The 24,115-nt window shown below is 45.0% G+C and carries 21 protein-coding genes and 1 tRNA gene; 9 read left to right on the top strand and 13 right to left on the bottom strand.

Going from position 1 to position 24,115, the window contains the following annotated elements:
* Window positions 1-434: 434 nt before the first annotated feature.
* Together NX845_RS16900 and pykF are read right to left on the bottom strand one after the other, a co-directional pair.
* Entirely contained in the window at window positions 435-1,106 is a 672-nt protein-coding gene (locus NX845_RS16900; protein WP_017080206.1) for a GntR family transcriptional regulator, read from the bottom strand.
* A gap of 173 nt (window positions 1,107-1,279) precedes the next feature.
* Window positions 1,280-2,692: a pyruvate kinase PykF gene (gene pykF / locus NX845_RS16895; protein WP_108091711.1), complete on the bottom strand. Its 1,413-nt coding sequence runs from the start codon at window positions 2,690-2,692 to the stop codon at window positions 1,280-1,282.
* Between the two features lie 429 nt (window positions 2,693-3,121).
* Between pykF and NX845_RS16890 the strand changes: the two genes are divergently transcribed.
* The gene (locus tag NX845_RS16890) at window positions 3,122-3,892 is read left to right on the top strand and encodes a DeoR/GlpR family DNA-binding transcription regulator (protein WP_004736011.1); all 771 of its coding nucleotides are present in this window, start codon (window positions 3,122-3,124) and stop codon (window positions 3,890-3,892) included.
* 107 nt (window positions 3,893-3,999) lie between these two features.
* Window positions 4,000-5,832 carry a glutamine--fructose-6-phosphate transaminase (isomerizing) gene (gene glmS / locus NX845_RS16885; RefSeq protein ID WP_004736010.1) on the top strand — a complete coding sequence of 611 codons (1,833 nt, stop codon included), beginning with the start codon at window positions 4,000-4,002 and terminating at the stop codon, window positions 5,830-5,832.
* Window positions 5,833-5,936: 104 nt separating this feature from the next.
* Here the strand turns inward: glmS and NX845_RS16880 are convergent, their stop codons facing one another.
* The 6 genes from NX845_RS16880 to rpsU form a co-directional block, all read right to left on the bottom strand.
* Window positions 5,937-7,205 carry an O-acetylhomoserine aminocarboxypropyltransferase/cysteine synthase family protein gene (locus tag NX845_RS16880; protein ID WP_215515023.1) on the bottom strand — a complete coding sequence of 423 codons (1,269 nt, stop codon included), beginning with the start codon at window positions 7,203-7,205 and terminating at the stop codon, window positions 5,937-5,939.
* A gap of 182 nt (window positions 7,206-7,387) precedes the next feature.
* Window positions 7,388-7,463, bottom strand: a tRNA-Ile gene (locus NX845_RS16875).
* Between the two features lie 163 nt (window positions 7,464-7,626).
* A complete protein-coding gene (gene rpoD / locus NX845_RS16870; protein WP_009847799.1) occupies window positions 7,627-9,471 on the bottom strand; it encodes an RNA polymerase sigma factor RpoD in 1,845 nt (614 codons plus the stop codon).
* Window positions 9,472-9,570: 99 nt separating this feature from the next.
* A complete protein-coding gene (dnaG, locus tag NX845_RS16865) occupies window positions 9,571-11,322 on the bottom strand; it encodes a DNA primase (protein WP_017080230.1) in 1,752 nt (583 codons plus the stop codon).
* Between the two features lie 119 nt (window positions 11,323-11,441).
* Window positions 11,442-11,885, bottom strand: coding sequence for a GatB/YqeY domain-containing protein (locus tag NX845_RS16860; RefSeq protein ID WP_009847797.1), 444 nt, complete (start codon window positions 11,883-11,885; stop codon window positions 11,442-11,444).
* Window positions 11,886-11,910: 25 nt separating this feature from the next.
* Entirely contained in the window at window positions 11,911-12,126 is a 216-nt protein-coding gene (rpsU, locus tag NX845_RS16855; protein WP_004396009.1) for a 30S ribosomal protein S21, read from the bottom strand.
* 258 nt (window positions 12,127-12,384) lie between these two features.
* Here rpsU and tsaD point away from each other — a divergent pair, with 258 nt between their 5' ends.
* Window positions 12,385-13,401, top strand: a complete 1,017-nt coding sequence (gene tsaD, locus NX845_RS16850) for a tRNA (adenosine(37)-N6)-threonylcarbamoyltransferase complex transferase subunit TsaD (RefSeq protein ID WP_004735972.1) — start codon at window positions 12,385-12,387, stop codon at window positions 13,399-13,401.
* Between the two features lie 178 nt (window positions 13,402-13,579).
* Window positions 13,580-14,395 (top strand): alpha/beta fold hydrolase, encoded by an 816-nt coding sequence (locus NX845_RS16845; RefSeq protein WP_260257014.1) that lies wholly within the window; start codon window positions 13,580-13,582, stop codon window positions 14,393-14,395.
* Between the two features lie 92 nt (window positions 14,396-14,487).
* Here the strand turns inward: NX845_RS16845 and plsY are convergent, their stop codons facing one another.
* Window positions 14,488-15,084: a glycerol-3-phosphate 1-O-acyltransferase PlsY gene (gene plsY, locus NX845_RS16840; RefSeq protein WP_004735970.1), complete on the bottom strand. Its 597-nt coding sequence runs from the start codon at window positions 15,082-15,084 to the stop codon at window positions 14,488-14,490.
* Between the two features lie 138 nt (window positions 15,085-15,222).
* Between plsY and folB the strand changes: the two genes are divergently transcribed.
* From folB to NX845_RS16825, 3 genes are read left to right on the top strand one after another with little or no spacing between them, the layout of a single operon-like run.
* Window positions 15,223-15,582: a dihydroneopterin aldolase gene (gene folB, locus NX845_RS16835; RefSeq protein WP_004735969.1), complete on the top strand. Its 360-nt coding sequence runs from the start codon at window positions 15,223-15,225 to the stop codon at window positions 15,580-15,582.
* A complete protein-coding gene (gene folK / locus NX845_RS16830) occupies window positions 15,579-16,061 on the top strand; it encodes a 2-amino-4-hydroxy-6-hydroxymethyldihydropteridine diphosphokinase (RefSeq protein WP_004735968.1) in 483 nt (160 codons plus the stop codon). Before folB ends, folK begins: the two co-directional genes overlap by 4 nt.
* Before the next feature lie 15 nt (window positions 16,062-16,076).
* Window positions 16,077-16,880, top strand: a complete 804-nt coding sequence (locus NX845_RS16825; protein WP_004735967.1) for an undecaprenyl-diphosphate phosphatase — start codon at window positions 16,077-16,079, stop codon at window positions 16,878-16,880.
* Between the two features lie 100 nt (window positions 16,881-16,980).
* Here the strand turns inward: NX845_RS16825 and NX845_RS16820 are convergent, their stop codons facing one another.
* Entirely contained in the window at window positions 16,981-18,297 is a 1,317-nt protein-coding gene (locus tag NX845_RS16820; RefSeq protein WP_151417543.1) for a multifunctional CCA addition/repair protein, read from the bottom strand.
* Window positions 18,298-18,333: 36 nt separating this feature from the next.
* Between NX845_RS16820 and NX845_RS16815 the strand changes: the two genes are divergently transcribed.
* Window positions 18,334-20,004: an ExeA family protein gene (locus tag NX845_RS16815; RefSeq protein ID WP_260257013.1), complete on the top strand. Its 1,671-nt coding sequence runs from the start codon at window positions 18,334-18,336 to the stop codon at window positions 20,002-20,004.
* On the top strand, window positions 20,004-20,987 hold the full coding sequence (locus NX845_RS16810) for a general secretion pathway protein GspB (protein WP_260257012.1): 984 nt from the start codon (window positions 20,004-20,006) through the stop codon (window positions 20,985-20,987). The genes NX845_RS16815 and NX845_RS16810 overlap by 1 nt, the downstream gene beginning before the upstream one ends.
* A 129-nt stretch (window positions 20,988-21,116) precedes the next feature.
* On the opposite strand, the gene NX845_RS16805 is transcribed toward NX845_RS16810, so the two are convergent.
* The 3 genes from NX845_RS16805 to NX845_RS16795 all read right to left on the bottom strand — a co-directional run bounded on the left by NX845_RS16805 (window position 21,117) and on the right by NX845_RS16795 (window position 24,005).
* Window positions 21,117-21,728 (bottom strand): TIGR04211 family SH3 domain-containing protein, encoded by a 612-nt coding sequence (locus NX845_RS16805; protein ID WP_004735962.1) that lies wholly within the window; start codon window positions 21,726-21,728, stop codon window positions 21,117-21,119.
* A 205-nt stretch (window positions 21,729-21,933) separates the two neighbouring features.
* Window positions 21,934-23,196 carry an inorganic phosphate transporter gene (locus NX845_RS16800; RefSeq protein WP_102568782.1) on the bottom strand — a complete coding sequence of 421 codons (1,263 nt, stop codon included), beginning with the start codon at window positions 23,194-23,196 and terminating at the stop codon, window positions 21,934-21,936.
* A 128-nt stretch (window positions 23,197-23,324) separates the two neighbouring features.
* Window positions 23,325-24,005 carry a TIGR00153 family protein gene (locus NX845_RS16795; RefSeq protein WP_004735960.1) on the bottom strand — a complete coding sequence of 227 codons (681 nt, stop codon included), beginning with the start codon at window positions 24,003-24,005 and terminating at the stop codon, window positions 23,325-23,327.
* Window positions 24,006-24,115: the final 110 nt, after the last annotated feature.

Here is a 24,115-nt window from a genome sequence, read left to right as displayed (position 1 = left end):
GGTTAAAATTTGAGCTAAAATAAACAATAAGTAAACTATCTTGCTTCAGGTTGCGTCGTGTTAAGCGAACCAATAAACAGAGTGTTTACCCGATATAAAAGGGATGACACCGTTAACTTAATTCAGCTGGTTAGCTTGCCTTATCAATGGCTTGAGAGATAACAGTAGAATTAGGTTAGCTGTAGCAAGAGTTTGGGGATCATACTGTCTGGTTAAAAGAGGCCTGGTATGTTTGTCGATTTTTTAGTGAGGTTAACCATAGGCACATTAGTCATTCTTGGCTTTCAACTGAGTGCACTGTATTTTTTACCTATGGTTGTACTGCTCAATACTCATCACAAAGAGTTTTTTGGGTGGTAGTTCAGTCGTGATACTGGAAACAAAAAACGGAGCCGTTGGGCTCCGTTTTTATTTGGTTAGAATCTATCTAGGCGTTATGCCGCTTCGATAACTTCTTCAATTCGTTTCATTGAACCTAGTAAATGTTGATCAAGTAACTCTGTTGCTTGTTCTGCATTCTTAGAGAGTACTAGCTTCATGATCATTTCGTGCTCATCAATATTGAACAGATCATCAGATGCTGTTTCAGCTGACATTGCTAAGAAGCGGTAACGTTTAACTTGGTTAATAAGTTCATCAAAGAACTTAAACATGTTCTCTGAATCAGCACCTTCAAGCAACGCGACATGGAACTGTTGGTGGCGTTCTTCCCATTCAACAGAATCAAATTCTTCTTCTACGTTCTGAAGGCGTGATAGCTTGTGGTAAGAGGTCAACACTTCTAATTCCCAGCTTTCATCGCCAGCTGAGATCGCTTTTTTAAGCAGAACGGAAGAGACCAGTCGAAGGCTTTCGTATAGGTCATTGAGTTCTTTCTTTGAGACCGGAGATACCCAGCAGCCTTTTTGTGGCTCTAGCTTTACGTATTTACTCCAAGATAACTGCACTAAGGCTTCACGAATTGGAGATGCGCCTACGTTGTATCGTGCTTTTAGATCAGCAACAACGAGTTTTTGGCCAGGGGTTAACTCACCATTAAGAATATCTTGGCGAATCATCTTTGATACTTTGTCTGTGAGCGTAGGACTAGACATTACAAACCTCATGCATATTTGATTCTAGTCTGCTAATCCGTCTCTTCGAAAGAGCCCATGGAAGTTAACAGTACGTGATTCTACTGTGATTGATAATACAGCGTACTGAAAAGTTAGGCAAGATTTGTTTCATAAAAAAAGAGGGCCGAAGCCCTCTTTTATATTTTATGCGTATCGGTTCATTCTTATAGAACGTGAACAGATGCCGTGTTTGTAGTACCAGAAGCGACTAGAGCACCAGAAACCATAACTACGATGTCGCCTTTGTTACCTAGGCCAGATTGTAGAGCGATTTCTTTACCGTTGATGTAAAACGCGTCTGTGTTCTCGATAGAGTCAACAAGAACTGGCTTAACACCTTTAGTTAGAACTAGCTGTGCAGCTGTCTTTTCGTTAGTTGTTAGAGCAAGGATGTTTGCAGTTGGGAAGTACTTACGTACTGAACGTGCAGACTTACCGCCTTCAGTTGCAACAACGATTAGAGGAGCAGCTAGCTTCTCTGCTGTGTCTACAGCGCCTTTACATACTGCTTCAGTGATGCGTAGACGTGGGCTGTCTAGACGAGAACCTAGCTCAGCTTTAAGAGCTGAATCAGTACGGTTCGCGATTTGAGCCATGATAGTTACAGCTTCAACTGGGTACTTACCTTTAGCAGTTTCACCAGAAAGCATTACTGCATCAGTACCATCCATGATTGCGTTCGCAACGTCACCCGCTTCAGCACGAGTTGGACGTGGGTTGCTGATCATAGAGTCAAGCATTTGAGTTGCAGTGATAACCATCTTACGTGCACGGTTACACTTCTCGATCATCATCTTCTGAGCGAAGATTACTTCTTCAGCTGGGATTTCAACACCTAGGTCACCACGAGCAACCATGATGCCGTCAGAAGCTTCAAGGATTGAATCGAAGTTATCTACACCTTCTTGGTTTTCAATCTTAGAAATGATGTGGATGTTCTCGCCGCCGTTAGCGTTTAGAAGCTCACGGATTTCTTTAACGTCGTCTTCTTTACGGATGAAAGAAGCAGCTACGAAATCAACGCCTTGCTCACAACCAAACTTAAGGTCAGCTTTGTCTTTCTCAGAAAGAGCTGGAAGTTGAACAGAAACGCCAGGAAGGTTAACACCTTTGTTTTCGCCTAGAGCACCGTTGTTAAGAACTTTACACTTAACTTCAGCTTCTGTTGTTGCGATAACTTCCATTTCGATTAGGCCGTCATCAACAAGGATAGTGTTACCAGCTGTTAGGTCTTTAGCGAAACCTAGGTAAGTTACTGCTACTACGTCTTTGTTACCAACAACTGTTGCGTCAGTTGTGAAAGTGAACTCTTGACCAGCTACTAGATCTACGTCGTTACCATCTTCAAGTTTGATAGTACGGATTTCTGGACCTTTAGTATCTAGAAGGATAGCAAGTTGCTCACCTTTGTTTTCCATTACTGTACGGAAGTTCGCGATACGAGTGCCGTGTTCTGCGAAGTCACCGTGAGAGAAGTTAAGACGCATAACGTTCATGCCAGCATCTACTAGTTCAGTTAGCTTCTCTACAGATTCAGTTTTAGGGCCAATCGTACATACGATTTTGGTCTTTTTCATGGAAGGTACTCTCCGGTAAGTATTGTTACAATTTGAAATTTATTTAAGGTCTGAAGATTGGTCCGCTACATCAACATTTTGTGCCTGTTGTGTAAAAGCGCGGGACTTCCAATATGTCCTTCAGAGTTGTAAGTCTTTCATCAATTTTAGTCATTTTATGACCAAAAGATTTTGATTCAATATCGGTTTTATGTGACTTACCCCACTATATAAGAGGTAAGTTGCAAAAAAATAACAGTCAGTTTTGTAATTTTTTTTCTTTTCGGGTGCGGATTCTACCACCTAATCAGTTCAATATCACTGCTTAACAATTGTCTTAGGACAAGGTTTTATCGCTATTTATTAATTTTTTGGATCAAAATAAATGGACTAAATAGTTTCGTTGTAACTATAATATGTTTCAAACCGAAACTTACTGGCCTTTTTTAAATGTCGAAACGAAACACCCAGCTCAGAAGACATGCTATTTCTAACCTCGTTAACGAAAAGGGGGAGGTTAGTGTTGATGAACTATCCGCTAAATTCGAAACCTCAGAGGTCACGATTAGAAAGGACTTAGCGTCTTTAGAGAAAAACGGTCAGCTTTTGCGCCGTTATGGTGGTGCGATTTCATTACCGAAAGAGGTTGTGAACGAAGAACTGGGTCCACAAGTTTCGACTCGAAAGATTTCATTAGCGAAAGCCGCTGCAGATTTAATTCGCGACCATAATCGCATTGTGATCGATAGCGGTAGCACGACAGGAGCGCTAATTCAGCAGCTCAATAGCAAGCGTGGTTTGGTTGTGATGACCAACTCGTTGCATGTCGCTAATGCACTTAATGAGTTGGAAAGCGAACCAACACTGCTAATGACCGGCGGCACTTGGGATACCCATTCGGATTCTTTTCAAGGCAAAGTCGCAGAATCAGTACTTCGAGCTTACGATTTTGATCAACTATTTATCGGGGCTGATGGTATCGACCTTGATAGAGGCACAACCACGTTCAATGAATTGGTTGGCCTAAGTAAAGTAATGGCTGAAGTGTCACGAGAAGTGATCGTGATGGTTGAGTCGGAAAAGGTGGGACGAAAGATCCCGAACTTAGAGCTGGCATGGGAACACATTGACATCTTAATTACCGATACAGACTTAGGCGAAGAATCCAAAGCAAGTATCGAATCACATGATGTTCGAGTGATCCTGACCGATCCAGCGTAAAAACAAATTTAAGTATTATGCATTTACCTTCCTATAATTGATCTTAATAAAGATCTGGCCTTTGCTTGCTGCCAATAGGAATAAAACGAAATTGATGGAGTGAAACTATGTGTGGAATTGTTGGTGCAGTAGCACAGCGTGATGTAGCTGAAATTTTAGTAGAAGGTCTTCGCCGCCTAGAATACCGAGGCTACGATTCAGCGGGTGTCGCTGTAGTTGATAGCGAATCTAACCTAACTCGTGTACGCCGCCTTGGTAAAGTACAAGAGCTAGCAGACGCAGTCGATCAACAACATGTCATTGGCGGTACTGGTATTGCTCATACACGTTGGGCGACACACGGTGAGCCTTCTGAAGCAAACGCACACCCACACATGTCTGGCGACATTGCTGTTGTACACAATGGCATTATCGAAAACCACGAAACACTGCGCGCTCTGCTGCAAGAGCGTGGCTACGTGTTTACTTCACAAACAGATACAGAAGTTATCGCTCACTTAGTTGAGTGGGAACTTCGCACGTCAGCTTCATTGGTTGAAGCGCTTCAAAAGACAGCGAAACAATTAGACGGTGCATACGGCACGGTGGCGGTTGATCGTAAAGATCCTAGCCGTATCGTTGTTGCTCGTTCTGGTAGCCCAATCGTTATCGGTTTTGGTGTGGGCGAGAACTTCCTTGCTTCTGACCAACTAGCGCTATTAAGCGTAACTCGTCGCTTCATGTACTTAGAAGAAGGTGATGTTGCTGAGGTGACTCGTCGTGATGTAACAGTATTTGATGTGGCGGGCGAGCGTGTTGAGCGTGAAATCGTTGAATCAAACGCAGAACACGATGCAGGTGATAAAGGTCAATACCGTCACTTCATGCAGAAAGAGATCTTTGAGCAGCCAACAGCGCTGATCAACACAATGGAAGGCCGTATCTCTGACACTTCGGTTATCACTAACGCAATCGGTGTTAAAGCGGAAGAGATCCTAAGCAAAGTTGAACACGTGCAGATCATCGCATGTGGTACGTCTTACAATTCAGGCATGGCTGCGCGTTACTGGTTTGAATCTCTAGCAGGCGTAAGCTGTGACGTAGAGATTGCTTCTGAATTCCGTTACCGTGATTTCGTTGTTCGTCCGAATAGCCTATTGGTGACTTTGTCTCAGTCTGGTGAAACGGCGGATACGCTTGCTGCACTTCGTCTTGCAAAAGAAAAAGGTTACATGTCAGCAATGACTATCTGTAACGTTGCAGGCTCTTCGCTGGTTCGTGAATCTGATTTTGCCTTCATGACTCGCGCAGGAACAGAGATCGGTGTTGCTTCTACTAAAGCTTTCACCACTCAACTAGCTGCAATGCTGATGATGGTAACGTCAATTGGTCGTCTACAAGGTCGCATCAATGAAGAGAAAGAAGCGGAGATCGTTCAAGCACTGCATCAACTGCCTGCTGATATTGAAAAAGCATTAGCGTTTGATAAAGAGATCGAAGCGCTAGCACCTGATTTTGCAGATAAGCACCACACACTATTCTTGGGTCGTGGTGAGTTCTACCCAATCGCGATGGAAGCGTCTCTTAAACTGAAAGAGATCTCTTACATCCACGCAGAAGCATACGCGGCTGGTGAGCTTAAGCACGGTCCTTTGGCTCTTATCGATGCAGATATGCCAGTCGTCGTTATTGCACCAAGCAACGACTTGCTAGAGAAGCTGAAATCAAACGTTGAAGAAGTACGTGCTCGTGGCGGTCTACTTTACGTATTCGCAGATGAAGATGCAGGCTTTGAAAGCGATGAGAACATGAAGATCATCAAGATGCCTCACGTAAGTGAAGTAACAGCACCTATCTACTACACAGTACCGATGCAGCTGTTGTCTTACCACGTAGCGCTAATCAAGGGTACCGATGTTGACCAACCTCGTAACCTTGCGAAAGCGGTAACGGTTGAGTAATCGTTAGCCTATCTAAGAAAATTAGATAATAAGAAGCCCATCCTGTGATGGGCTTTTTTGTGTCTGCCAGTTAACGATCAGTGTTAGAGCTAGCTGTAGCGTCATTAAGCATTAAGTGCTTGCTCTAGATCAGCCAAGATATCGTCAATGTGTTCAATACCTACTGAGAGGCGAATCATCTCTGGTGACACACCTGCTTGCTTTTGTTCCGCTTCGCTTAATTGACGGTGTGTCGTCGAAGCAGGGTGACAAGCGAGAGATTTTGCATCACCAATGTTCACCAAGCGCTTGAAGATTTGCAGCGCATCATAGAAACGAACACCGGCTTCATAACCATCTTTCAAGCCAAAAGATAAAATGGCAGACGGCTTACCTTGCATGTATTTCTCAGCCAGTGGGTAGAACTCAGAGGTTGGTAACCCCGCGTAGCTTACCCAACTCACATTCTCATGTTGCTTAAGGTATTCTGCTACTTTCAGTGCATTCTCGGTGTGTCGCTCCATGCGTAGCGACAACGTTTCTAGGCCCTGCATCAACATGAAGGCATTCATGGGTGACAGTGCTGCGCCTGTATTACGCAATGGAACGGTTCGAGCGCGGCCAATAAAGGCGGCTTCACCAAAGGCTTCGGTATATACCACACCGTGGTAAGAAGGTTCTGGTTGATTAAAGACCGGGAAGCGATCTTTGTGCTCTGCCCATGGGAATTTGCCTGAATCGACAATAACACCACCCAACGTCGTTCCGTGACCACCAACGTATTTGGTTAGCGAGTGCACCACAATATCGGCACCAAAATCGATAGGTTTACACAACACAGGTGTCGCCACCGTATTATCGACAATCACAGGTACACCTTGTGCGTGAGCAAGCTCAGCAACACGTTCTAAGTCGATAATATTGCCTGCTGGGTTACCGATACTTTCACAATAAACCGCCTTGGTTTTTTCATCGATCAGTGCCGCTAAGCTTTCTGGTTTGTCGTCTTTGGCAAAGCGAACTTCGATCCCTTGGTTTGGTAGCATATGAGCAAATAGGGTGTAAGTACCGCCGTAAAGCTGAGGTGTTGAAACGATGTTGTCACCGATTTGTGCCAACGTTTGAATCGCGTAGTTGATCGCCGCGCTGCCTGCACTCACCACTAAGCCTGCAATACCACCTTCTAAGGCTGCCATGCGTTTTTCCAACACATCATTGGTTGGGTTCATTATACGAGTGTAGATATTGCCTGGCACCACAAGGTTAAACAGGTCGGCGCCGTGTTGTGCGTCATCGAATTCGTAAGCAACGGTTTGGTAAATAGGAGTCGCAACCGATTTGGTTGTTGGATCAGTGTCGTAGCCGAAGTGAATCGAGAGCGTTTCGTCTTTCATGAGTCTTCCCTGAACTATTGAATGATTTGTGTACTCTCATATTGCCGATTTTTTTATAAAAGAAAAGTATGTTTAGTCACATAGAAGAAACTGGACGAATGGGGCTGAGCGTTAAGCTAGAAGATAAAGGGCTAGAAAAGCAAAAAGCCAGAGCAGCGTGAACTGTTCTGGCTTTTCTAATTTGGTGGCCCCTCCCAGATTTGAACTGGGGACCGAACGATTATGAGTCGTGCGCTCTAACCACTGAGCTAAGGGGCCGTAGGGCATAGATTATAGGGGAACCAATCAATGGTGTCTAGACACTATGAGGGGCAATTCCGCTTACATCTTAGCCACTTAAATCACGTAGGCACAAAAAAGGTGAGCCAACGCTCACCTTTTTTATTTTATGCTTAAAAGCTAACCACACTAGAGCGTGTAATTACTCGTCTAGGAAGCTACGCAGAGTTTCTGAGCGGCTTGGGTGACGAAGTTTACGCAGTGCTTTTGCTTCGATCTGACGGATACGTTCACGAGTTACGTCGAACTGCTTACCAACCTCTTCAAGAGTGTGGTCAGTGTTCATGTCGATACCGAAACGCATACGCAGTACTTTCGCTTCACGAGGCGTTAGGCCTGCAAGAACGTCTTTAGTTGCACCGCGCAGGCTTGTTGCCGTTGCAGAGTCTAAAGGCAGTTCTAGCGTTGTATCTTCGATGAAATCACCCAGATGCGAATCTTCGTCGTCACCGATTGGTGTCTCCATTGAGATAGGCTCTTTAGCAATTTTCAGTACTTTACGGATCTTGTCTTCAGGCATTTGCATGCGCTCAGCCAACTCTTCCGGAAGCGGTTCACGACCCATCTCTTGTAGCATTTGACGAGAGATACGGTTTAGTTTGTTGATCGTTTCGATCATGTGAACCGGAATACGGATAGTACGAGCTTGGTCGGCAATCGAACGAGTGATTGCTTGACGGATCCACCACGTAGCGTAAGTCGAGAACTTGTAACCACGACGGTATTCAAACTTATCTACCGCTTTCATCAGACCGATGTTACCTTCTTGGATTAGATCCAGGAATTGTAGACCACGGTTTGTGTACTTCTTAGCAATCGAGATTACTAGACGTAAGTTCGCTTCAACCATCTCTTTCTTCGCACGACGAGCTTTCGCTTCACCGATAGACATACGACGGCTGATATCTTTGATGCTTTGAACAGTAAGAGACGTTTCACGTTCGATGATATCCAGCTTTTGGATAGAGCGACGGATGTCGTGTTCGTTACGTTTGATCTTTTCTGCGTATGGCTTGTCTGAAGCAAGAACTTCGTCCAACCATGCTTCGCTAGATTCATTGCCAGTAAATAGAGCAATGAAAGATTTCTTCGGCATTTTGCCGTACTCAACCGTTTGACGCATGATTAGGCGTTCTTGAGTACGTACGCGATCCATAGAAGTACGCAGTTCGTTTACTAGGTAATCAAACTGTTTTGGCGTCAGACGGAATTCTTTGAATACGTCTTGCATCATTGTTGTTGCAAGCGTTGCTTTCGGGCTTTCGTGGCCGTATTCATTGATTGCTAGTTGACGGTTTTGGTAGCTAGTACGAAGTGCTGTGAACTTCTCAAGAGCAAGCTCAGGATCAATACCTGTATCTTCCTCTTCTTCTTCCTCGTCGTCTTCTGCTTCTTCTTTGTCTTCGTCTTCTAGATCAGTTTTAGCGAGCTCTGAACCGATGTGAGTCGCCGTTGGCGCAGCTGTGCCATCGTCGTCTGGGTCAACAAAGCCATTGATTAGATCTGTTAAGCGAATCTCTTCAGCGAGTACGCGGTCAAACTGTTCCAAGATGTATGGAATCGTGCCTGGGTACTCAGCAACAGATAATTGAACGGTATTGATACCATCTTCAATACGCTTCGCAATGTCGATTTCGCCTTCACGAGTCAGTAGTTCAACTGTACCCATTTCACGCATGTACATACGAACTGGGTCAGTTGTACGGCCAATCTCGCTTTCTACGCTTGAAAGCGCAGCAGCAGCAGCTTCAGCTGCATCTTCATCTATATTGGCATCGTCATCATTAAGAGCTAGATCATCAGCGTCAGGTGCAGTTTCTACTACCTTGATACCCATGTCATTGATCATTTGAATGATGTCTTCTACCTGTTCAGAATCCACGATTTCTGCAGGTAGGTGGTCGTTTACTTCGGCGTAGGTCAGATAGCCTTGTTCCTTGCCTTTAATAACAAGTAATTTTAGCTGTGACTGCGGATTTTGATCCATAGATGATATCCAACTTCAGGTCTGGTGAAGGACGTTGCATTCTCAAATGCAAACCAATTATGTTAACAAATTTATTAAATGCTGACTAATCAAACAGGGTTACGCTTTTAGATCTAGCATTAAAGCTAGTAGCTCCCTTTTTTCTTCGGCTGATAAACCGACACTTCTTGCTTTGGCCTGCAGGTTTTCAATTTGTTTTTCAACGCACTGGGCAAGGATATTGTCCAATGAGTCTAAAAATATGTCTTCTTGATTGTCTTCGTCGAGGGGGATTTCCCAGCTCGCGAGACGAGACAGAAGTGCCTCATGTTTGTTCTCTCGCCAATGTTCTAATAATTGGCCTGTGCTGATATGGGGGTTCACTCGGCAGATATCAAGTACTTCGACGAATAAACTTAGTCCAGGCAGCTGTAAGCCTTTGACACTTGATAAATCCGGTACCATATCAGCATAGCTCGGATTTTGGATAAGCAAAGCGATAACTTCACGCATTGGAGTGCGCTTGAGCTCTTTATGCGGTTGAGGTGTCGGGTTCTTTGTGTGAACGCGAGCACGCCTCAATTGGTTATCAAATCCAGTTCGCTCATCGAGCAATTTTTCGAGCAGTTCTTGGAAGTAACTGTCAGGAATTTTACTAATCAAGGCGCTCGCGTGTGCACGCAGTGCCGATTTTCCTTCTGTTGTTCCTAAATTCAGCTTGTGTATTTCAATCAGGTTATCGAACAAGTAGGTCGAAAGCGGCGTCGCATTGTGGACGAGCTGTTCGAAAGCAGCTTGACCGTGTTCTCTAATATAGCTGTCAGGGTCTTCACCGTCTGGCAAGAACAGAAACTTGAGTGTGTTACCTGTTTTTAGGTATTCAAGCGCATTTTCTAGTGCGCGCCATGCGGCCTCTTTACCTGCTCTATCACCATCGTAACAACAAACCACAGTATTGGTCTGGCGGAACAACATTTGAACGTGATCACCGGTTGTTGAGGTGCCCAGTGATGCCACTGAGTAATCGACACCGTATTGCGCTAGTGCGACAACATCCATATAACCTTCAACCACAAGTACTTGAGGCGGTTCACGGTATGCTTGTAACACTTCATAAAGGCCGTAAAGCTCTTTACCTTTATGGAAGATCGGCGTTTCTGGCGAGTTTAGATACTTTGGTGTGCCGTCTTCTAAAACACGGCCGCCAAACCCGATCACTCGGCCACGACGGTCACGAATCGGGAACATCACGCGTCCACGGAATCGATCGTATCGGTTGCCTTTATCGTTTTCTATCAACATGCCGCCAGTAACGAGCATGTCTTGGGCTTCTTTTTGTTGGCCAAAGTTCTTACGAACCAAGTCCCATTCATCAGCGACGTAGCCAATGCCAAACTTCTGTACGATTTCACCAGAAAGACCGCGATTTTTTAGGTAATCAATCGCAGGTTTGTTAGCTGAGATTTTCAGCTGAGAGCGGTAAAAATTACTGATGCCGCCCATCAAATCGTAGAGGTTACGTTTTTGTTCGCTGTTGGCTCTTGGCGCCGTGGATATTTCACCGCTGCGCTGTTCTCTAGGAACATCAAGTCCTAAAAATGAGGCCAGCTCTTCAATCGCTTCAACAAAATCGAGACGTTCGAACTCCATAATGAAGTCGATAGCATTGCCGTGTACGCCACAACCAAAGCAGTGATAAAACTGTTTTTCTTGGCTTACGCTGAAAGAAGGGGTCTTTTCGTTGTGAAATGGGCAACAAGCACCATAGTTTTTGCCTTTTTTCTTAAGTTTCACGCGTGCGTCCACAATATCGACAATGTCGAGACGCGCTAGGAGATCATCGATGAAACTACGCGGGATGTGTCCTGCCATAAAACCTTAGAAAAATGCACTAACTGAGAGTGTGGATAATAATAGTTTGAATAGGTTACAGATACAAACAAGCCGTGCGTTCCGAAGGATTGCACGGCTTGTTGCAATTTGATTTGGGATTAAGCGAGTTTAGAACGAACTAAACCACTAACTTTACCCATATCTGCACGCCCTTGAATTTGTGGTTTCAAGATAGCCATTACTTTACCCATGTCTTGCATGCCCGCAGGTTGAGCTTCTGCAATTGCGCTATCAAGTAGTGCAATAACTTCTTCTTCAGTTAGCGGTTGAGGCATAAAGCCTTCAAGTACCGTAATTTCTGCTTTTTCCACGTCAGCAAGATCTTGACGATTTGCCGATTCATATTGAGCAACAGAATCGCGACGTTGCTTAACCATTTTAACTAATATAGCAATAATGTCGTCGTCGTTCAGAGTGATCCGTTCGTCAACTTCACGTTGCTTAATTGCTGAAAGAGCTAAGCGGATAGTGCCAAGGCGCGGTTTGTCCTTGGCTTTCATCGCTAATTTTTGCTCTTCTTTGAGTTGTTCAATAAGAGCCATAACTCAGTCCTTATGGATTAAGTTATTAGTACAGACGAACGCGACGTGCGTTTTCGCGAGCTAGCTTTTTAGCGTGACGCTTTTGAGCTGCTGCTTTAGCGCGTTTGCGAACTGTAGTTGGCTTTTCGTAATGCTCACGACGACGCACTTCAGAAAGGATACCTGCTTTTTCACAAGAGCGCTTGAAACGACGTAGTGCAACGTCGAACGGTTCGTTTTCACGTACTTTAACTATTGGCATATGCCTTTCACCTCAGGGGTTATTCATTATCGCTGGTTACTCAGTACCAAATCAGAGAAGTTACCCATCGAGCTAACTCTCTATTTGCGTTTGGCCATTAACCAGCTTGATCAAAAATGGTGCGGAATTTTAATCCGATCACAGTGGCTTTGTAAAGCACTTTGTCGATTATAGTCTGTACAATATTTGTTTGAAGAGCTTAGGCAGGGTAATATTGCGCTAATTTCCCATTTTAGACGAAAGCGTGCCGAGAAAATTATGCGCATTATTGGTATTGAAACCTCTTGTGATGAAACAGGAATCGCAATTTATGATGATGAGCAAGGGCTGCTTTCTCATCAGTTATACAGCCAAGTAAAACTGCACGCCGATTACGGTGGTGTGGTACCTGAGCTAGCGTCGCGTGACCACGTAAAAAAAACCATTCCACTGATTAAAGCGGCATTGGCAGAAGCGAACCTAACGTCGAAAGACATTGATGGCGTGGCTTACACAGCTGGTCCCGGTTTGGTTGGTGCATTGCTTGTGGGTGCAACAATTGGTCGCAGTATTGCTTATGCGTGGGGCGTGCCTGCTGTGCCAGTACACCATATGGAAGGTCACCTTCTTGCGCCAATGCTAGAAGACAATCCTCCACCATTCCCATTTGTTGCTCTGCTGGTTTCTGGCGGTCATACCATGATGGTCGAAGTAAAAGGCATTGGTGAATACCGAATCCTTGGTGAATCGATTGATGATGCGGCGGGTGAAGCGTTTGATAAAACCGCGAAGCTGATGGGCTTAGATTACCCGGGTGGCCCGCTGTTATCTCGACTTGCAGAAAAAGGGACTCCGGGGCGCTTTAAGTTCCCACGTCCAATGACCGATCGCCCAGGGCTAGATATGAGCTTTTCTGGTTTGAAAACGTTCGCGGCAAATACCATTCGCGCTAATGACAATGATGACCAAACTCGTGCTGATATTGCTTACGCGTTCCAAGAAGCGGTTTGTGCGACCTTGGTAATCAAGTGTAAGCGTGCCTTGGTAGAGACGGGTATGAAACGTATCGTGATTGCTGGCGGTGTTAGTGCCAACAAACAGCTACGTATTGAGCTTGAAGCGCTGGCGAAGAAAATCGGTGGTGAGGTTTACTACCCACGAACTGAATTCTGTACTGATAACGGTGCGATGATTGCTTACGCGGGTATGCAACGCCTTAAAAATGGTGAAACGGCTGATTTGTCTGTTCATGCCACGCCGCGTTGGCCAATTGACCAACTAGAGCCAATTGCTTAGCTCGTAGCAATCGCTTGGCTAGTAGCAATCGTTCAACGAGAAACCGTCGATCAACAAAAGCTAACCGCAGAATAAACCAGTGTGTTTCGATAAACGGTCGCCTTGTGCGGCCGTTTTTATATCCTAGCTTACCGACTATGTGTCGATAAATAATTGCTAATAGAGATTAGGGAAGAAAATGAACAAGTTTACAGTAGACAATCAGTCGATGGCGTACCTAGATGAAGGTCAAGGCCCTGTTGTTGTGTTAGGCCACAGCTACCTTTGGGATAGTGCAATGTGGAAGCCGCAGATCGATGCATTAAAAACTCAGTATCGCTGTATTGTTCCAGAGCTTTGGTCTCATGGTGAGTCACAAGCTGCACCAGCTTCGATGCGTAACTTGAAAGATTACGCTCAGCACGTTTTGGCTCTGCTTGATCATTTAGATATCGAAGAATTCTCTGTGGTTGGCTTATCGGTTGGCGGTATGTGGGGAACAGAGTTGGCGGAGTTAGCTCCTGCACGAATCAAGTCTTTGGTACTTATGGATACCTTTGTTGGTTTAGAGCCAGAAGTTGCTCATGCTAAATACTTCAGCATGTTAGACACCATTACTCAAACCAAAATGGTTCCTCAGCCGATTGTAGAAGCGGTTGTTCCACTGTTCTTTGCTAATGATGCTCAAACTAACTCACCAGCTTTAGTGGGAGGTTTTACTCAGCAGCTATCATCACTTGAGGGTGAGAAAGCAGAAGAAGTCGCACGAATCGGTCGAATGGTGTTTGGGCGTCGCGATATGATTGAAGCGGTAGAGAACTTTGCACTGCCAGTGTTGATTGCCGTTGGACAAGAAGATAAGCCGCGTCCGGCACTTGAGTCATACCTAATGCATGATTGCATTACGGGCAGTGAGTTAGTGGTGATTCCTGGTGCTGGTCATATTAGCTCGCTAGAGCAACCAGAGTTTGTGAACACAATGCTGAAGACGTTTTTAGATAAACATCTGCTGTAAGCTCTTAAAGACTGAATAGTATTGATCGATTGAGATTTGTGTCGGTTTAAATTTATCTCGGTTTAAAAATGGTTCGGCTTAGACATGACAGTTTAAGCCGATTTTTTTTGCCCGAGTTTTGGTTCACTGCCATCGAGTAGGCGACGAATATTCTGATGGTGACGTAGGACGATCAAACAACACAACATGGCCACAGGCAGTGTGTATTGAGGTTTGACTAACCAAGCGTAGAAAGGTGCGAGCAACACAGTAACCAGTGCCGCTAAAGAAGAATAACGAAACAAAAATGCCACAACCAACCAAGTCGCCATGATCATGCCCGTTAGATCAAATCCAATTGGGGCGATGGCTCCGAGTGCCGTTGCGACGCCTTTACCACCTTTAAAGTGGAAGAATATTGGGTACATATGACCAAGGCATGCAGCAATCGCCACGACGCCTAAAATGATCGAGTCGATGTTGAGGTAGTAGCCAAGCCAGACTGGAATGGTGCCTTTAAGCATGTCACAAAGTAGCACGGCTGCAGCGGCGCCTTTGCCGCCCACACGCAGTACATTGGTGGCCCCTGGATTGTTGGAGCCTACCGTTCTTGGATCTGGAAGTCTTAAGACTCGGCATATCAAGACCGCACTCGAAATTGAACCTAGCAAATAGGCCGCAATGATCATGATAAGTGCCAAAGGGGTCATGTTTTTCCTTAAACGGTTATAAGTCTAACGATGGGAAAATAATGCTCAATCCAAGAGTAATTGATATCATATCTGGAATTACACGAATAATACGTTTTTTTCCCCCATATGGGTATCCGACCTCTAAAAGGACAAGTCATGGCACTGGATAAAGTTTTCATTGAACAGCTAGAAGTAATTACAACGATCGGTGTTTACGATTGGGAACAAGAGATCAAACAAAAACTTGTGCTTGATATTGAAATGGCTCATGACAACCGCCCTGCAGGTAAGAGTGATGATGTTGTTGATGCTTTGGATTACTCGACAGTCAGCACAGCCGTACTTGACCACATTGCGAATGGCCGATTCCTATTGGTTGAGCGTGTGGCAGAAGAAGTCGCTGAACTAATCATGACTCAGTTTTCAGTGCCTTGGATTAAAATCCGTTTAGCGAAGCCTGGCGCAGTGCCACAAGCAAAAGCCGTCGGTGTGATCATCGAACGAGGTCAAGCATGACAATAGCCTATGTTGGTGTTGGTACGAACATAGACCGCGACAAGCATGCAAGGGTGGCATGGACAGAGCTTCAATCGTTAGGGACTAACCTTAAATGCTCTAAGATCTATCATTGTGAGCCTGTAGGGTTTGAAAGCCATTCGTTTTATAACTTTGTGATAGAGCTCGACACATCACTCTCATTGACTGAATTTTCACAGCAACTTCGTAAAATTGAGTTTAAATGGGGTCGCTCTCAAGATGCTCATAAACTTCAAGATCGAAAGCTCGATCTTGATATTGTGCTGTTTGGAGACGTGGTTTCTGAAAGCGAACCAGAATTACCACGCAGTGATATCTATAAATATCCTTTTGTAACACAACCACTTTATGATCTCTGTCCTGCGAGAGTGATCCCGCAAGATGGAAGAACCGTCAGTGAAATATGGCAGAAGATGCAGCAATTAGATTCGCTCTCTGTCGTAGATATAACACTATAATTTTTAAGGTAAGTAATGAGTTATTTTGAAGCGTTTATGTTGGCGTTGGTGCAAGGCTTTACTGAGTTTTTACCTATTTCCAGTTCTGCACACTTAATCCTTCCTTCGGCTGTTTTAGGTTGGGAAGATCAAGGCTTGGCTTTTGATGTTGCGGTCCACGTCGGTACTCTGGCTGCCGTCGTTATCTATTTCCGCAAAGAAGTGGTCTCTCTTTTGAGCGCATTCTTTGGTTCCGTGTTTAAAGGTGATCGTAGTAAAGAAGCGAAGCTCGCTTGGATGATCATTCTCGCGACGATTCCAGCGTGTATCTTTGGTTTGTTGATGAAAGATATTGTTGAGCTTTATTTGCGCAGTGCGTGGGTGATTGCGACGACAACGATTATTTTTGGTTTATTGCTATGGTGGGTGGATAAAAACTCAAGCCTACGTGATGACGAATACCAAGCGGGTTGGAAAAAGGCGCTGTTTATTGGTCTTGCTCAAGCAATGGCGATCATCCCAGGTACGTCTCGCTCTGGCGCAACGATTACCGCAGCACTTTACCTTGGTTTCACACGTGAAGCCGCGGCTCGATTCTCTTTCCTAATGTCTATCCCAATCATCACTCTGGCGGGTGGTTACTTAGGTCTGAAGTTAGTGACCAGTGGTGACCCTATCCATGTTGGCACCTTGCTAACGGGTATCGTGGTTTCTTTCATCAGTGCTTATATCTGTATTCACTTCTTCTTGAAGCTGATCTCACGTATGGGTATGACACCGTTTGTTATCTACCGCCTGATTCTAGGTTTTGGTCTATTTGCTTTCTTGATGATGCAGTAGCACTCAACTTACGTAGACAAATGTTTCGTCCTACAGATTGAAACGGAAAAACCCGCCTAGTAGCGGGTTTTTTAATGCATGGTAATCAGCATTGTGCAGATTAACTATTAGAGAGTTCTGATAACGCGCTCTCAATCGCGGCAGCTCTACGCTTTTCTTGTTCTTCTCGAATGTCTTTGCCTTTAAAACCATCGGCAATAATCGCTTTTACTTCGACTTGAAGCGCTGCTTGGTAAGCCATTTCAAAACGCGCTTTCTGAGGGTAAGGCTGATCTTCTAATCCTTTACGACCAGCATGATCGGCTTGGCAGCAAAGCAGTATGTCGTTGAGCCTGTCTGGTTTACGCCAAACATCAAACTTGTTCAGAACCTTGAGAAAGGTAGTTGGCTTGAGCTCGCCTGCGCGGTGGATATTAGAATGCTGCTCGCACACTAACAACGCAAGATCTCTGAATTCATTGGGCACTCTGACTCTTTCACACAGCTTCTTAATGATTTTTAAGCCTGTATGGCAATGCATTTTATGGCTTGGCCACTCGCTTTCTGGCGTGACGCCTTTACCTAAATCATGCACTTGAGCGGCAAAACGCGCGGGTAACGATGAGCTTAATCGCGCAGCTTGTTGAGCAACCATCAGAGTGTGAATGCCCGTGTCGATCTCAGGGTGCCACTTTTCAGGTTGAGGTACACCAAACAGCGCGTCAATTTCAGGCAACACAACAGCCAATGCACCACACTCTTTCAGTATCGAAAGGAACACTTCAGGATGCGGAGTGCTAAGGGATTTATGCCACTCTTGCCAAACTCGTTCGGCAGTGAGATGTGCCAGTTCACCGGATTGAACTATCTCACTCATCATCACCATGGTTTCTGGTGCAACCGTAAAGTTGAGATGGTGAAGTTTGGCGGCGAAGCGAGCCACACGCAGCACACGCAGAGGATCTTCAACAAAAGCATCCGAGACGTGTCTTAGAACACGATCAGAGAGATCTTTCTGGCCATGGTAAGGATCGTAAAGCTGGCCTTTATCGTCTTGAGCAATGGCGTTGATGGTCAAATCTCGACGCATGAGATCTTCTTCCAAACTCACATCTGGTGCAAAGTAACATTCGAAACCTGTGTAACCCGAACCTGACTTTCTTTCGGTGCGAGCCAGTGCGTGCTCTTCTTTCGTCTTTGGGTGTAAGAATACGGGGAAGTCTTTACCCACTGCAGTAAAGCCAAGGTTTTCCATCTCTTGAGGGGTACTCCCTACCACGACCCAATCTCTATCATAGCTATCAATGTTGAGCAGCTTATCGCGCACCGCTCCACCGACTAGGTAGCGTTGTAGCCCATTGTCTTTTGGTAGGCTATCGTATATTTGCAACTTATCACCTCGAAATGTTTTATCACTGCTGGACTTTACTGCAAGCAATGGTACTTTCCATTAATCGTAATTATAGGGCAGCACATGTATAAGGAATATTTTGGCTTCGTTGAGATGCCATTTTCGATTGTACCAAATTCTCGCTACTTGTTTTTAAGTCAGCGCCATCAAGAAGCGATGCAGAACCTACAAGCCGGTTTAGGCGAAGGTGGGGGCTTTGCGATGCTTACTGGTGAGGTCGGTACAGGAAAAACAACGGTCGCCAAAGCGATGTTGTCATCACTCGATAATCAGACTCAAGCTGGCCTTATACTTAACCCTACGTTTTCCAATACGGATTTACTGGAAGCTATCTGTGATGAGTTTGAGGTCGAGTACCCTGAACAAGCATCGTTGAAACAGCTGAGTCAGGCCATTCATTACTTCCTGCTCGATAGTCATGCTGAAGGCATTCAAACCTTATTGGTGATCGATGAAGCCCAACATCTTGCAGCTGATGTGCTGGAGCAGTTACGCCTTCTGACCAACTTAGAAACCGACAGTCGCAAGCTGTTAAAAGTACTGTTGGTCGGCCAACCGGAATTACAACAGCACTTACAAACCACTCAATTACGTCAGCTAGCTCAGCGCATTACAGGTCGCTATCACTTACTGCCTCTTAATACTGAAGAAACTGGCAAGTACATCGCGTTTCGTTTGGAAACGGCGGGTGGCGAGCAGATGCTGTTTTCGAATCGTTCAATCAAGCTAATCGCCCAATATACTCATGGTATTCCAAGGCTCATTAACTTGGTGTGTGATAAAGCCCTGCAATTGGCTTTTCATGATGGTGAGCCATTACCGAACAATGAAACGGTTAACCGAGCGTGTCAGCAAGTTATGTCGTTTCAGGCCGATGTGTATCATGTCGAAAAGCCTCGATCTTCTCACGTAGTCCCCAAGTTATTCCAATACGCTGGGATTGCTACATTAAGTGTCGGCCTCGCAATGGCGACCTTTAATTTTGCTCCAAGCTATATCAATGCATGGCAGTCGGCTGAGACTTCAAGTGAAATGAAAACAGAAGTGTCTGCACAGGCTCAGCGCTCTTTGGTAGCGAGTCAACCTCAGTTGGTTGCTGAGCCAAAACCTTCCAAGTTTGCTTTGCCACAAGATATTCAACAGCACTTGATGCAGGGAACCAATCGTTCTCTCGCTATCAAGGACTTGTATACGCTCTGGGGGTATCAGTCTTCACTGCGTGATGGCTTGTGCTTAAGTGAGCCGCAAAGTGTCTTTGTGTGCGAGCAACAACAGTCAAATTTGGATACATTGTTAGATCTTGGCGTACCCGTGGTCCTTAATCTGGATATCGATCAAGAGCCAGTGTTTGCTGTGCTTTATGGTGCGTCTGAGGAGTCTGTCGAGCTCCTCGTTAACGAAAAGCTCTTGGTGATGCCTAAGCGTACCTTAAAGAAAATCTGGCAAGGTGATTATGTCGCGATTTGGAAACAGCCACTCAGAGAGACGCTCAAAGAGGGTTACCAAGGTGAGGCGATTGCACTGCTTGATCTGCTATTGTCTGAAGTTTTGGGTGAAGACGTATCGGGCAGTGATGTATTTGACTATGAGTTAAAAATGAAAATTGAAGCGTTTCAAATGTGGCAAGGGATGTCTGTCGATGGCATCGCTGGAAAGCGCACGCTGGCAAGATTACAAAGGTTGGCTCAACTCGACTCGCCTAAGTTGATGTCACTTGATGGAGGCGCAAGTTAATGTCACGCATTATGCATGAGCTTAATCAGTCGTCTGCTAAGCAGCCGCCTCTTAACCAAGCGTCTCTTAAACAATCATCTTTTAATAGCCCCAGCTTCAAAGGCTACCAAAATCATCATGTGCTAAGTTCTGTTAAAGGGATTAGCAATAAACGAGGCTCATCGTTAGCCATGGGGCTACTGCTTATCTTAGTGCCTTCTTTGTTGGTGGGTGGTGTTCTGGCTTATCAATCGTATAACCAACAACAAAACTCGGCTAGCCAAGCTGCCTATGTCGCTCTGCCTGAATCAAAACCTCAATCAGACCTTGAGCCTCAAATCGCTGATGCTGATATAGCCAATGTGGAGGCTGTGTCAATGGATGCAGAAGGTGAAGTATTATTTGCCGTTCGCGCAGCGCCGGCAAGCCAACCTTTGAAAGCACTGCCACGCCAAGAGGTGTATGCGCAGATTGGCTCTGAAAGTACGAATGTCGCTGGTGGAGCTATTGTGCCTGTGGCTAGTTCAGAGAGTAGTGCGCGAACATCAGAAGAGTCAGAGTTATCACTAGCTCAGCAAGAGGTTCAGCCAGGTGTAAGCAATGAGAATACGGCTCTGCAATCGGACAGTGATTTACTGCAAGGGCTAGATCTCAGTGAGTTACCCCCCGATTTGGCCTTAAAGCTTGAATCAATGATGGGTGAGCAACAAAGCGCACCTGAGCCAATGGACTCGCGTCCAGCAGGACAGGTAGGGTCTCAGGTCATTGAGCTGGAAACGCACACCAATAGCTTATCAGGGGTATTACCTAAGTTAGATCTACAAACTCACATGTACTCGAGTAGCGAAACCAAGCGTTGGGTCAAAGTGAATGGTCAAGAAGTGGCGCAAGGGGATTGGATTGGAAGAGACATCCAGTTACTCGAAATTAAGCCGCAATCAGTGATTATCGAGTTCAATCAACAGAAAATAGAAATCCCCGCTCTGTACGAGTGGAAAGGCTAAAAGCTAGATAGCCCTAAAGACCTAGAGAACAGACAAATAAAAAGGAGCACCGAGGTGCTCCTTTTTGATATTCGATACTGAATTTACTCTGTTTAGCGCAAGATAAGCCAAACAGGTAAAGTGATCAGCTTACGACCAGCCGTTTGGTGACTTTCTGCGACGAGGTATAATGTGTGGCAGGACAAGGCCAAGAAGTAGACCAATACCAGCAACACCACCACCATACATAAAGTATTTCAGTAGCAGATCATCTTTTTGAGTGTCTAGCTTAGCGCGTAGCTCACGGTTCTCTGTTTGAGAGCTCGTAAGTTGTTGGCTAATCTCGCTGTAGTTTTGCTCAAGTTCAGAAATTTGCTTGTTACGAGAGTCTAAAGAGCTCGCTAGGCCAGCTTTTTCGCTGTCAGCACTTTGACGAGCATTCGCTAGCTTGCCTTTAACGTCAGTCAGCTCTTTCTCTAGCTTAGGCATACGCAGAGCCATGCTTTCTTGAGTGCTTACAAACTTACTTTCTACCCAGCCTTTACGGCCGCGGTTGTCTTGAACCTGGGTGTAACCCGTGCTCTTGTTAGTTTGCAGGTAAGTAATCTTTTCACCAGCATCAACACTACCGATGATACGGAATGTGTTGTTTGGGCCAGAATGCATATAAGTAAATAGTTTGTCAGCAATATAACGGTCTTGTGCAAAGGCAGCTGGAGCCGCAAGCATTGCGAGCAAAACTAAGCTAATCAGTTTTTTCACAGTAAATCCCTTAACGATTCAAATTGGGTAGGCGTATGAGTCAGCCTCAATGAGCAAATAATATTTAGTTTCTTTATGCGGTGCAACAAAGAAGGGAGGCAAAGCCTCCCTTTCTGTGCGTTTGAGTCAATAATGACATGGTATTTACATATCATTACCGAAGCTCACCGTTTTCTGACGCTAATATTTACTAACGCCAAGGCTATTACATAGTAAACATAGCCTGAATTGCGTAGAAGAACACAACAGCAAGTAGAGCACCTGCAGGTAGCGTTACAATCCACGAAGCAACGATGTTACGCACAACGCCTAGGTTGAGTGCTGCGATACCACGAGCAAAACCTACACCTAAAACCGCACCAACCAATGTTTGCGTAGTTGAAATCGGAAGGCCAGTACCAGAAGCAAGTACAACCGTACATGCCGTTGCTAGTTGAGCGGCAAAGCCACGGCTAGGTGTTAGTTCTGTAATACCAGTACCCACAGTCGCCATTACTTTATGACCCATGGTAGCAAGACCAACAACGATACCAATACCACCTAGTGGAAGAATCCACCACGCAATGCTGCTTTTCGCTGTAAGTTCACCCATATTCTCAACGGTTGATACTACAGCAGACAATGGACCAATCGCGTTTGCTACATCGTTAGAACCGTGAGCGAATGCCATCGCACAAGCAGTAATAACCATTAAAACGCTGAAGATACCTTCTACACCGGCAAAGCCATGGTCTTCTTCGCGATTAGCAAATTTCTTTTGAATGTATAAGTAACCGCCAACCATGACTACAGCAGAAACACCAGCTGCCCATAACCAGGCTTCAGTACCGGTTAGGTGAAGGCCAACGTGCTTAAGACCTTTCTTGATTGTTACAAGTGCAATGACCATTGTCGTAATGAACATGTACACAGGCACAAAACGCTTAGCGTTAAATAACGGGTTTTCTGTATCGAATATCAGTCGTTGGGCACTGACAAAAATAAGATAGGCGAAGATGCCGGAAATCAACGGTGTGACAATCCAACTACCCACAATACCTTGAACGCTGTTCCAGTCTACGGCTTCTGTACCTACAGACACACACGCGAAACCGATGATTGCACCGATGATCGAGTGAGTCGTTGATACTGGCCAGCCCATGTATGATGCTAGAAGCAACCATGTACCAGCAGCCAGTAGCGCCGACATCATGCCGTACACAAGTACGTCAGGTTGATGAGCGAATAGAGACGTTTCGATAACACCTTTACGGATCGTGTCAGTTACTTCGCCGCCCGCAAGGTAAGCACCTGCGAATTCAAAGATCATTGCGATAATGATCGCTTGTTTTACGGTTAGAGCTTTAGAGCCTACTGAAGTGCCCATTGCATTCGCAACGTCATTTGCACCAATACCAATAGCCATCAAGAAACCGAAAGCTGCTGCAACAATAATCAGGACAGTGCCGTAGTTAGCAAGGATATCCATCGTAATACCTAGTTGTTTGATAACAAGCGGAACAAATTTAGACGCAAAAAACCGCTCAGCGAGAGGAATACTCAGCGCATAAGTGGTTTGGTTAAAAAATGCTCTTCGTTATATAGTTAGCGTATGATTTAAGATCGAGAAAGCATTACTTCAAGACGAGCGCCTACACGCTGTGCTTGATCTGCAATACCACCAACCCATTCAAGAATTTTGTATAAGAACATGATGTCAACTGGATTCATATCGTCTTCAATCGCCATTAATTGTTGGCGTAATTCGATCTGCATCGCGTCCGTGTCATCTTCAATTACATCTAACTGATGAATCATTTCAGCAACGAGTGTTACTTCACGGCCCTTAAAGCCAGTCTCAAGTAATTCGTCTAGTTCATTGATTACGTTTTGTGCTTGGTTCGCTGCATCTAGACAACGTTTAACGTAAGCGATGAAGTTTTCTTGCATTGGAGCTGGAATGACGAGTTGACGACCATATACACGGCCAGCAATGTCTTTCGCTAGGTTTGCGAGTTTGTCTTGTTGAGTTAATAGCTCCAACATATCGGTGCGATCAACTGGCATAAACAAACCACGAGGAAGTTTAAGGCGAATTTCACGTTTTAGTACGTCAGCTTCTTTCTCAAGGTGAGAAATCTGAGCTCGAATTTCTGATGCTTTCTCCCAGTCACCTTTTGAAGAAACTTCAAAGAAATTAACTAGGTGAGAACAACATTCGTTCACGCATACTACGTGACGCTGCAAAGGTTTAATTGGGGACTTTGCAAATAACCCCATAATTGTATTTACTGGCATGGTCATCCAACCTAATAAATAATAACCTTAAAACAACATACACCATATTCATGGTGAAATGTTAAGCGATGGCTACAAAGTCGCGCATGTTAACCTAATCAATGTCTCAT

Source organism: Vibrio sp. NC2 (assembly GCF_025195005.1).
Lineage (GTDB): Bacteria > Pseudomonadota > Gammaproteobacteria > Enterobacterales > Vibrionaceae > Vibrio > Vibrio splendidus.
Note: the sequence above shows the minus strand (reverse complement) of the source record. Positions and strands in the feature narration are given on the sequence as shown.

Bases quoted from the DNA above. Each gene is read 5' to 3' on its own strand.
- NX845_RS16900 (WP_017080206.1), bottom strand. From the start codon at position 1,106: ATGAGGTTTGTAATGTCTAGTCCTACGCTCACAGACAAAGTATCAAAG.
- pykF (WP_108091711.1), bottom strand. From the start codon at position 2,692: ATGAAAAAGACCAAAATCGTATGTACGATTGGCCCTAAAACTGAATCT.
- NX845_RS16890 (WP_004736011.1), top strand. From the start codon at position 3,122: ATGTCGAAACGAAACACCCAGCTCAGAAGACATGCTATTTCTAACCTC.
- glmS (WP_004736010.1), top strand. From the start codon at position 4,000: ATGTGTGGAATTGTTGGTGCAGTAGCACAGCGTGATGTAGCTGAAATT.
- NX845_RS16880 (WP_215515023.1), bottom strand. From the start codon at position 7,205: ATGAAAGACGAAACGCTCTCGATTCACTTCGGCTACGACACTGATCCA.
- rpoD (WP_009847799.1), bottom strand. From the start codon at position 9,471: ATGGATCAAAATCCGCAGTCACAGCTAAAATTACTTGTTATTAAAGGC.
- dnaG (WP_017080230.1), bottom strand. From the start codon at position 11,322: ATGGCAGGACACATCCCGCGTAGTTTCATCGATGATCTCCTAGCGCGT.
- NX845_RS16860 (WP_009847797.1), bottom strand. From the start codon at position 11,885: ATGGCTCTTATTGAACAACTCAAAGAAGAGCAAAAATTAGCGATGAAA.
- rpsU (WP_004396009.1), bottom strand. From the start codon at position 12,126: ATGCCAATAGTTAAAGTACGTGAAAACGAACCGTTCGACGTTGCACTA.
- tsaD (WP_004735972.1), top strand. From the start codon at position 12,385: ATGCGCATTATTGGTATTGAAACCTCTTGTGATGAAACAGGAATCGCA.
- NX845_RS16845 (WP_260257014.1), top strand. From the start codon at position 13,580: ATGAACAAGTTTACAGTAGACAATCAGTCGATGGCGTACCTAGATGAA.
- plsY (WP_004735970.1), bottom strand. From the start codon at position 15,084: ATGACCCCTTTGGCACTTATCATGATCATTGCGGCCTATTTGCTAGGT.
- folB (WP_004735969.1), top strand. From the start codon at position 15,223: ATGGCACTGGATAAAGTTTTCATTGAACAGCTAGAAGTAATTACAACG.
- folK (WP_004735968.1), top strand. From the start codon at position 15,579: ATGACAATAGCCTATGTTGGTGTTGGTACGAACATAGACCGCGACAAG.
- NX845_RS16825 (WP_004735967.1), top strand. From the start codon at position 16,077: ATGAGTTATTTTGAAGCGTTTATGTTGGCGTTGGTGCAAGGCTTTACT.
- NX845_RS16815 (WP_260257013.1), top strand. From the start codon at position 18,334: ATGTATAAGGAATATTTTGGCTTCGTTGAGATGCCATTTTCGATTGTA.
- NX845_RS16810 (WP_260257012.1), top strand. From the start codon at position 20,004: ATGTCACGCATTATGCATGAGCTTAATCAGTCGTCTGCTAAGCAGCCG.
- NX845_RS16800 (WP_102568782.1), bottom strand. From the start codon at position 23,196: ATGGATATCCTTGCTAACTACGGCACTGTCCTGATTATTGTTGCAGCA.
- NX845_RS16795 (WP_004735960.1), bottom strand. From the start codon at position 24,005: ATGCCAGTAAATACAATTATGGGGTTATTTGCAAAGTCCCCAATTAAA.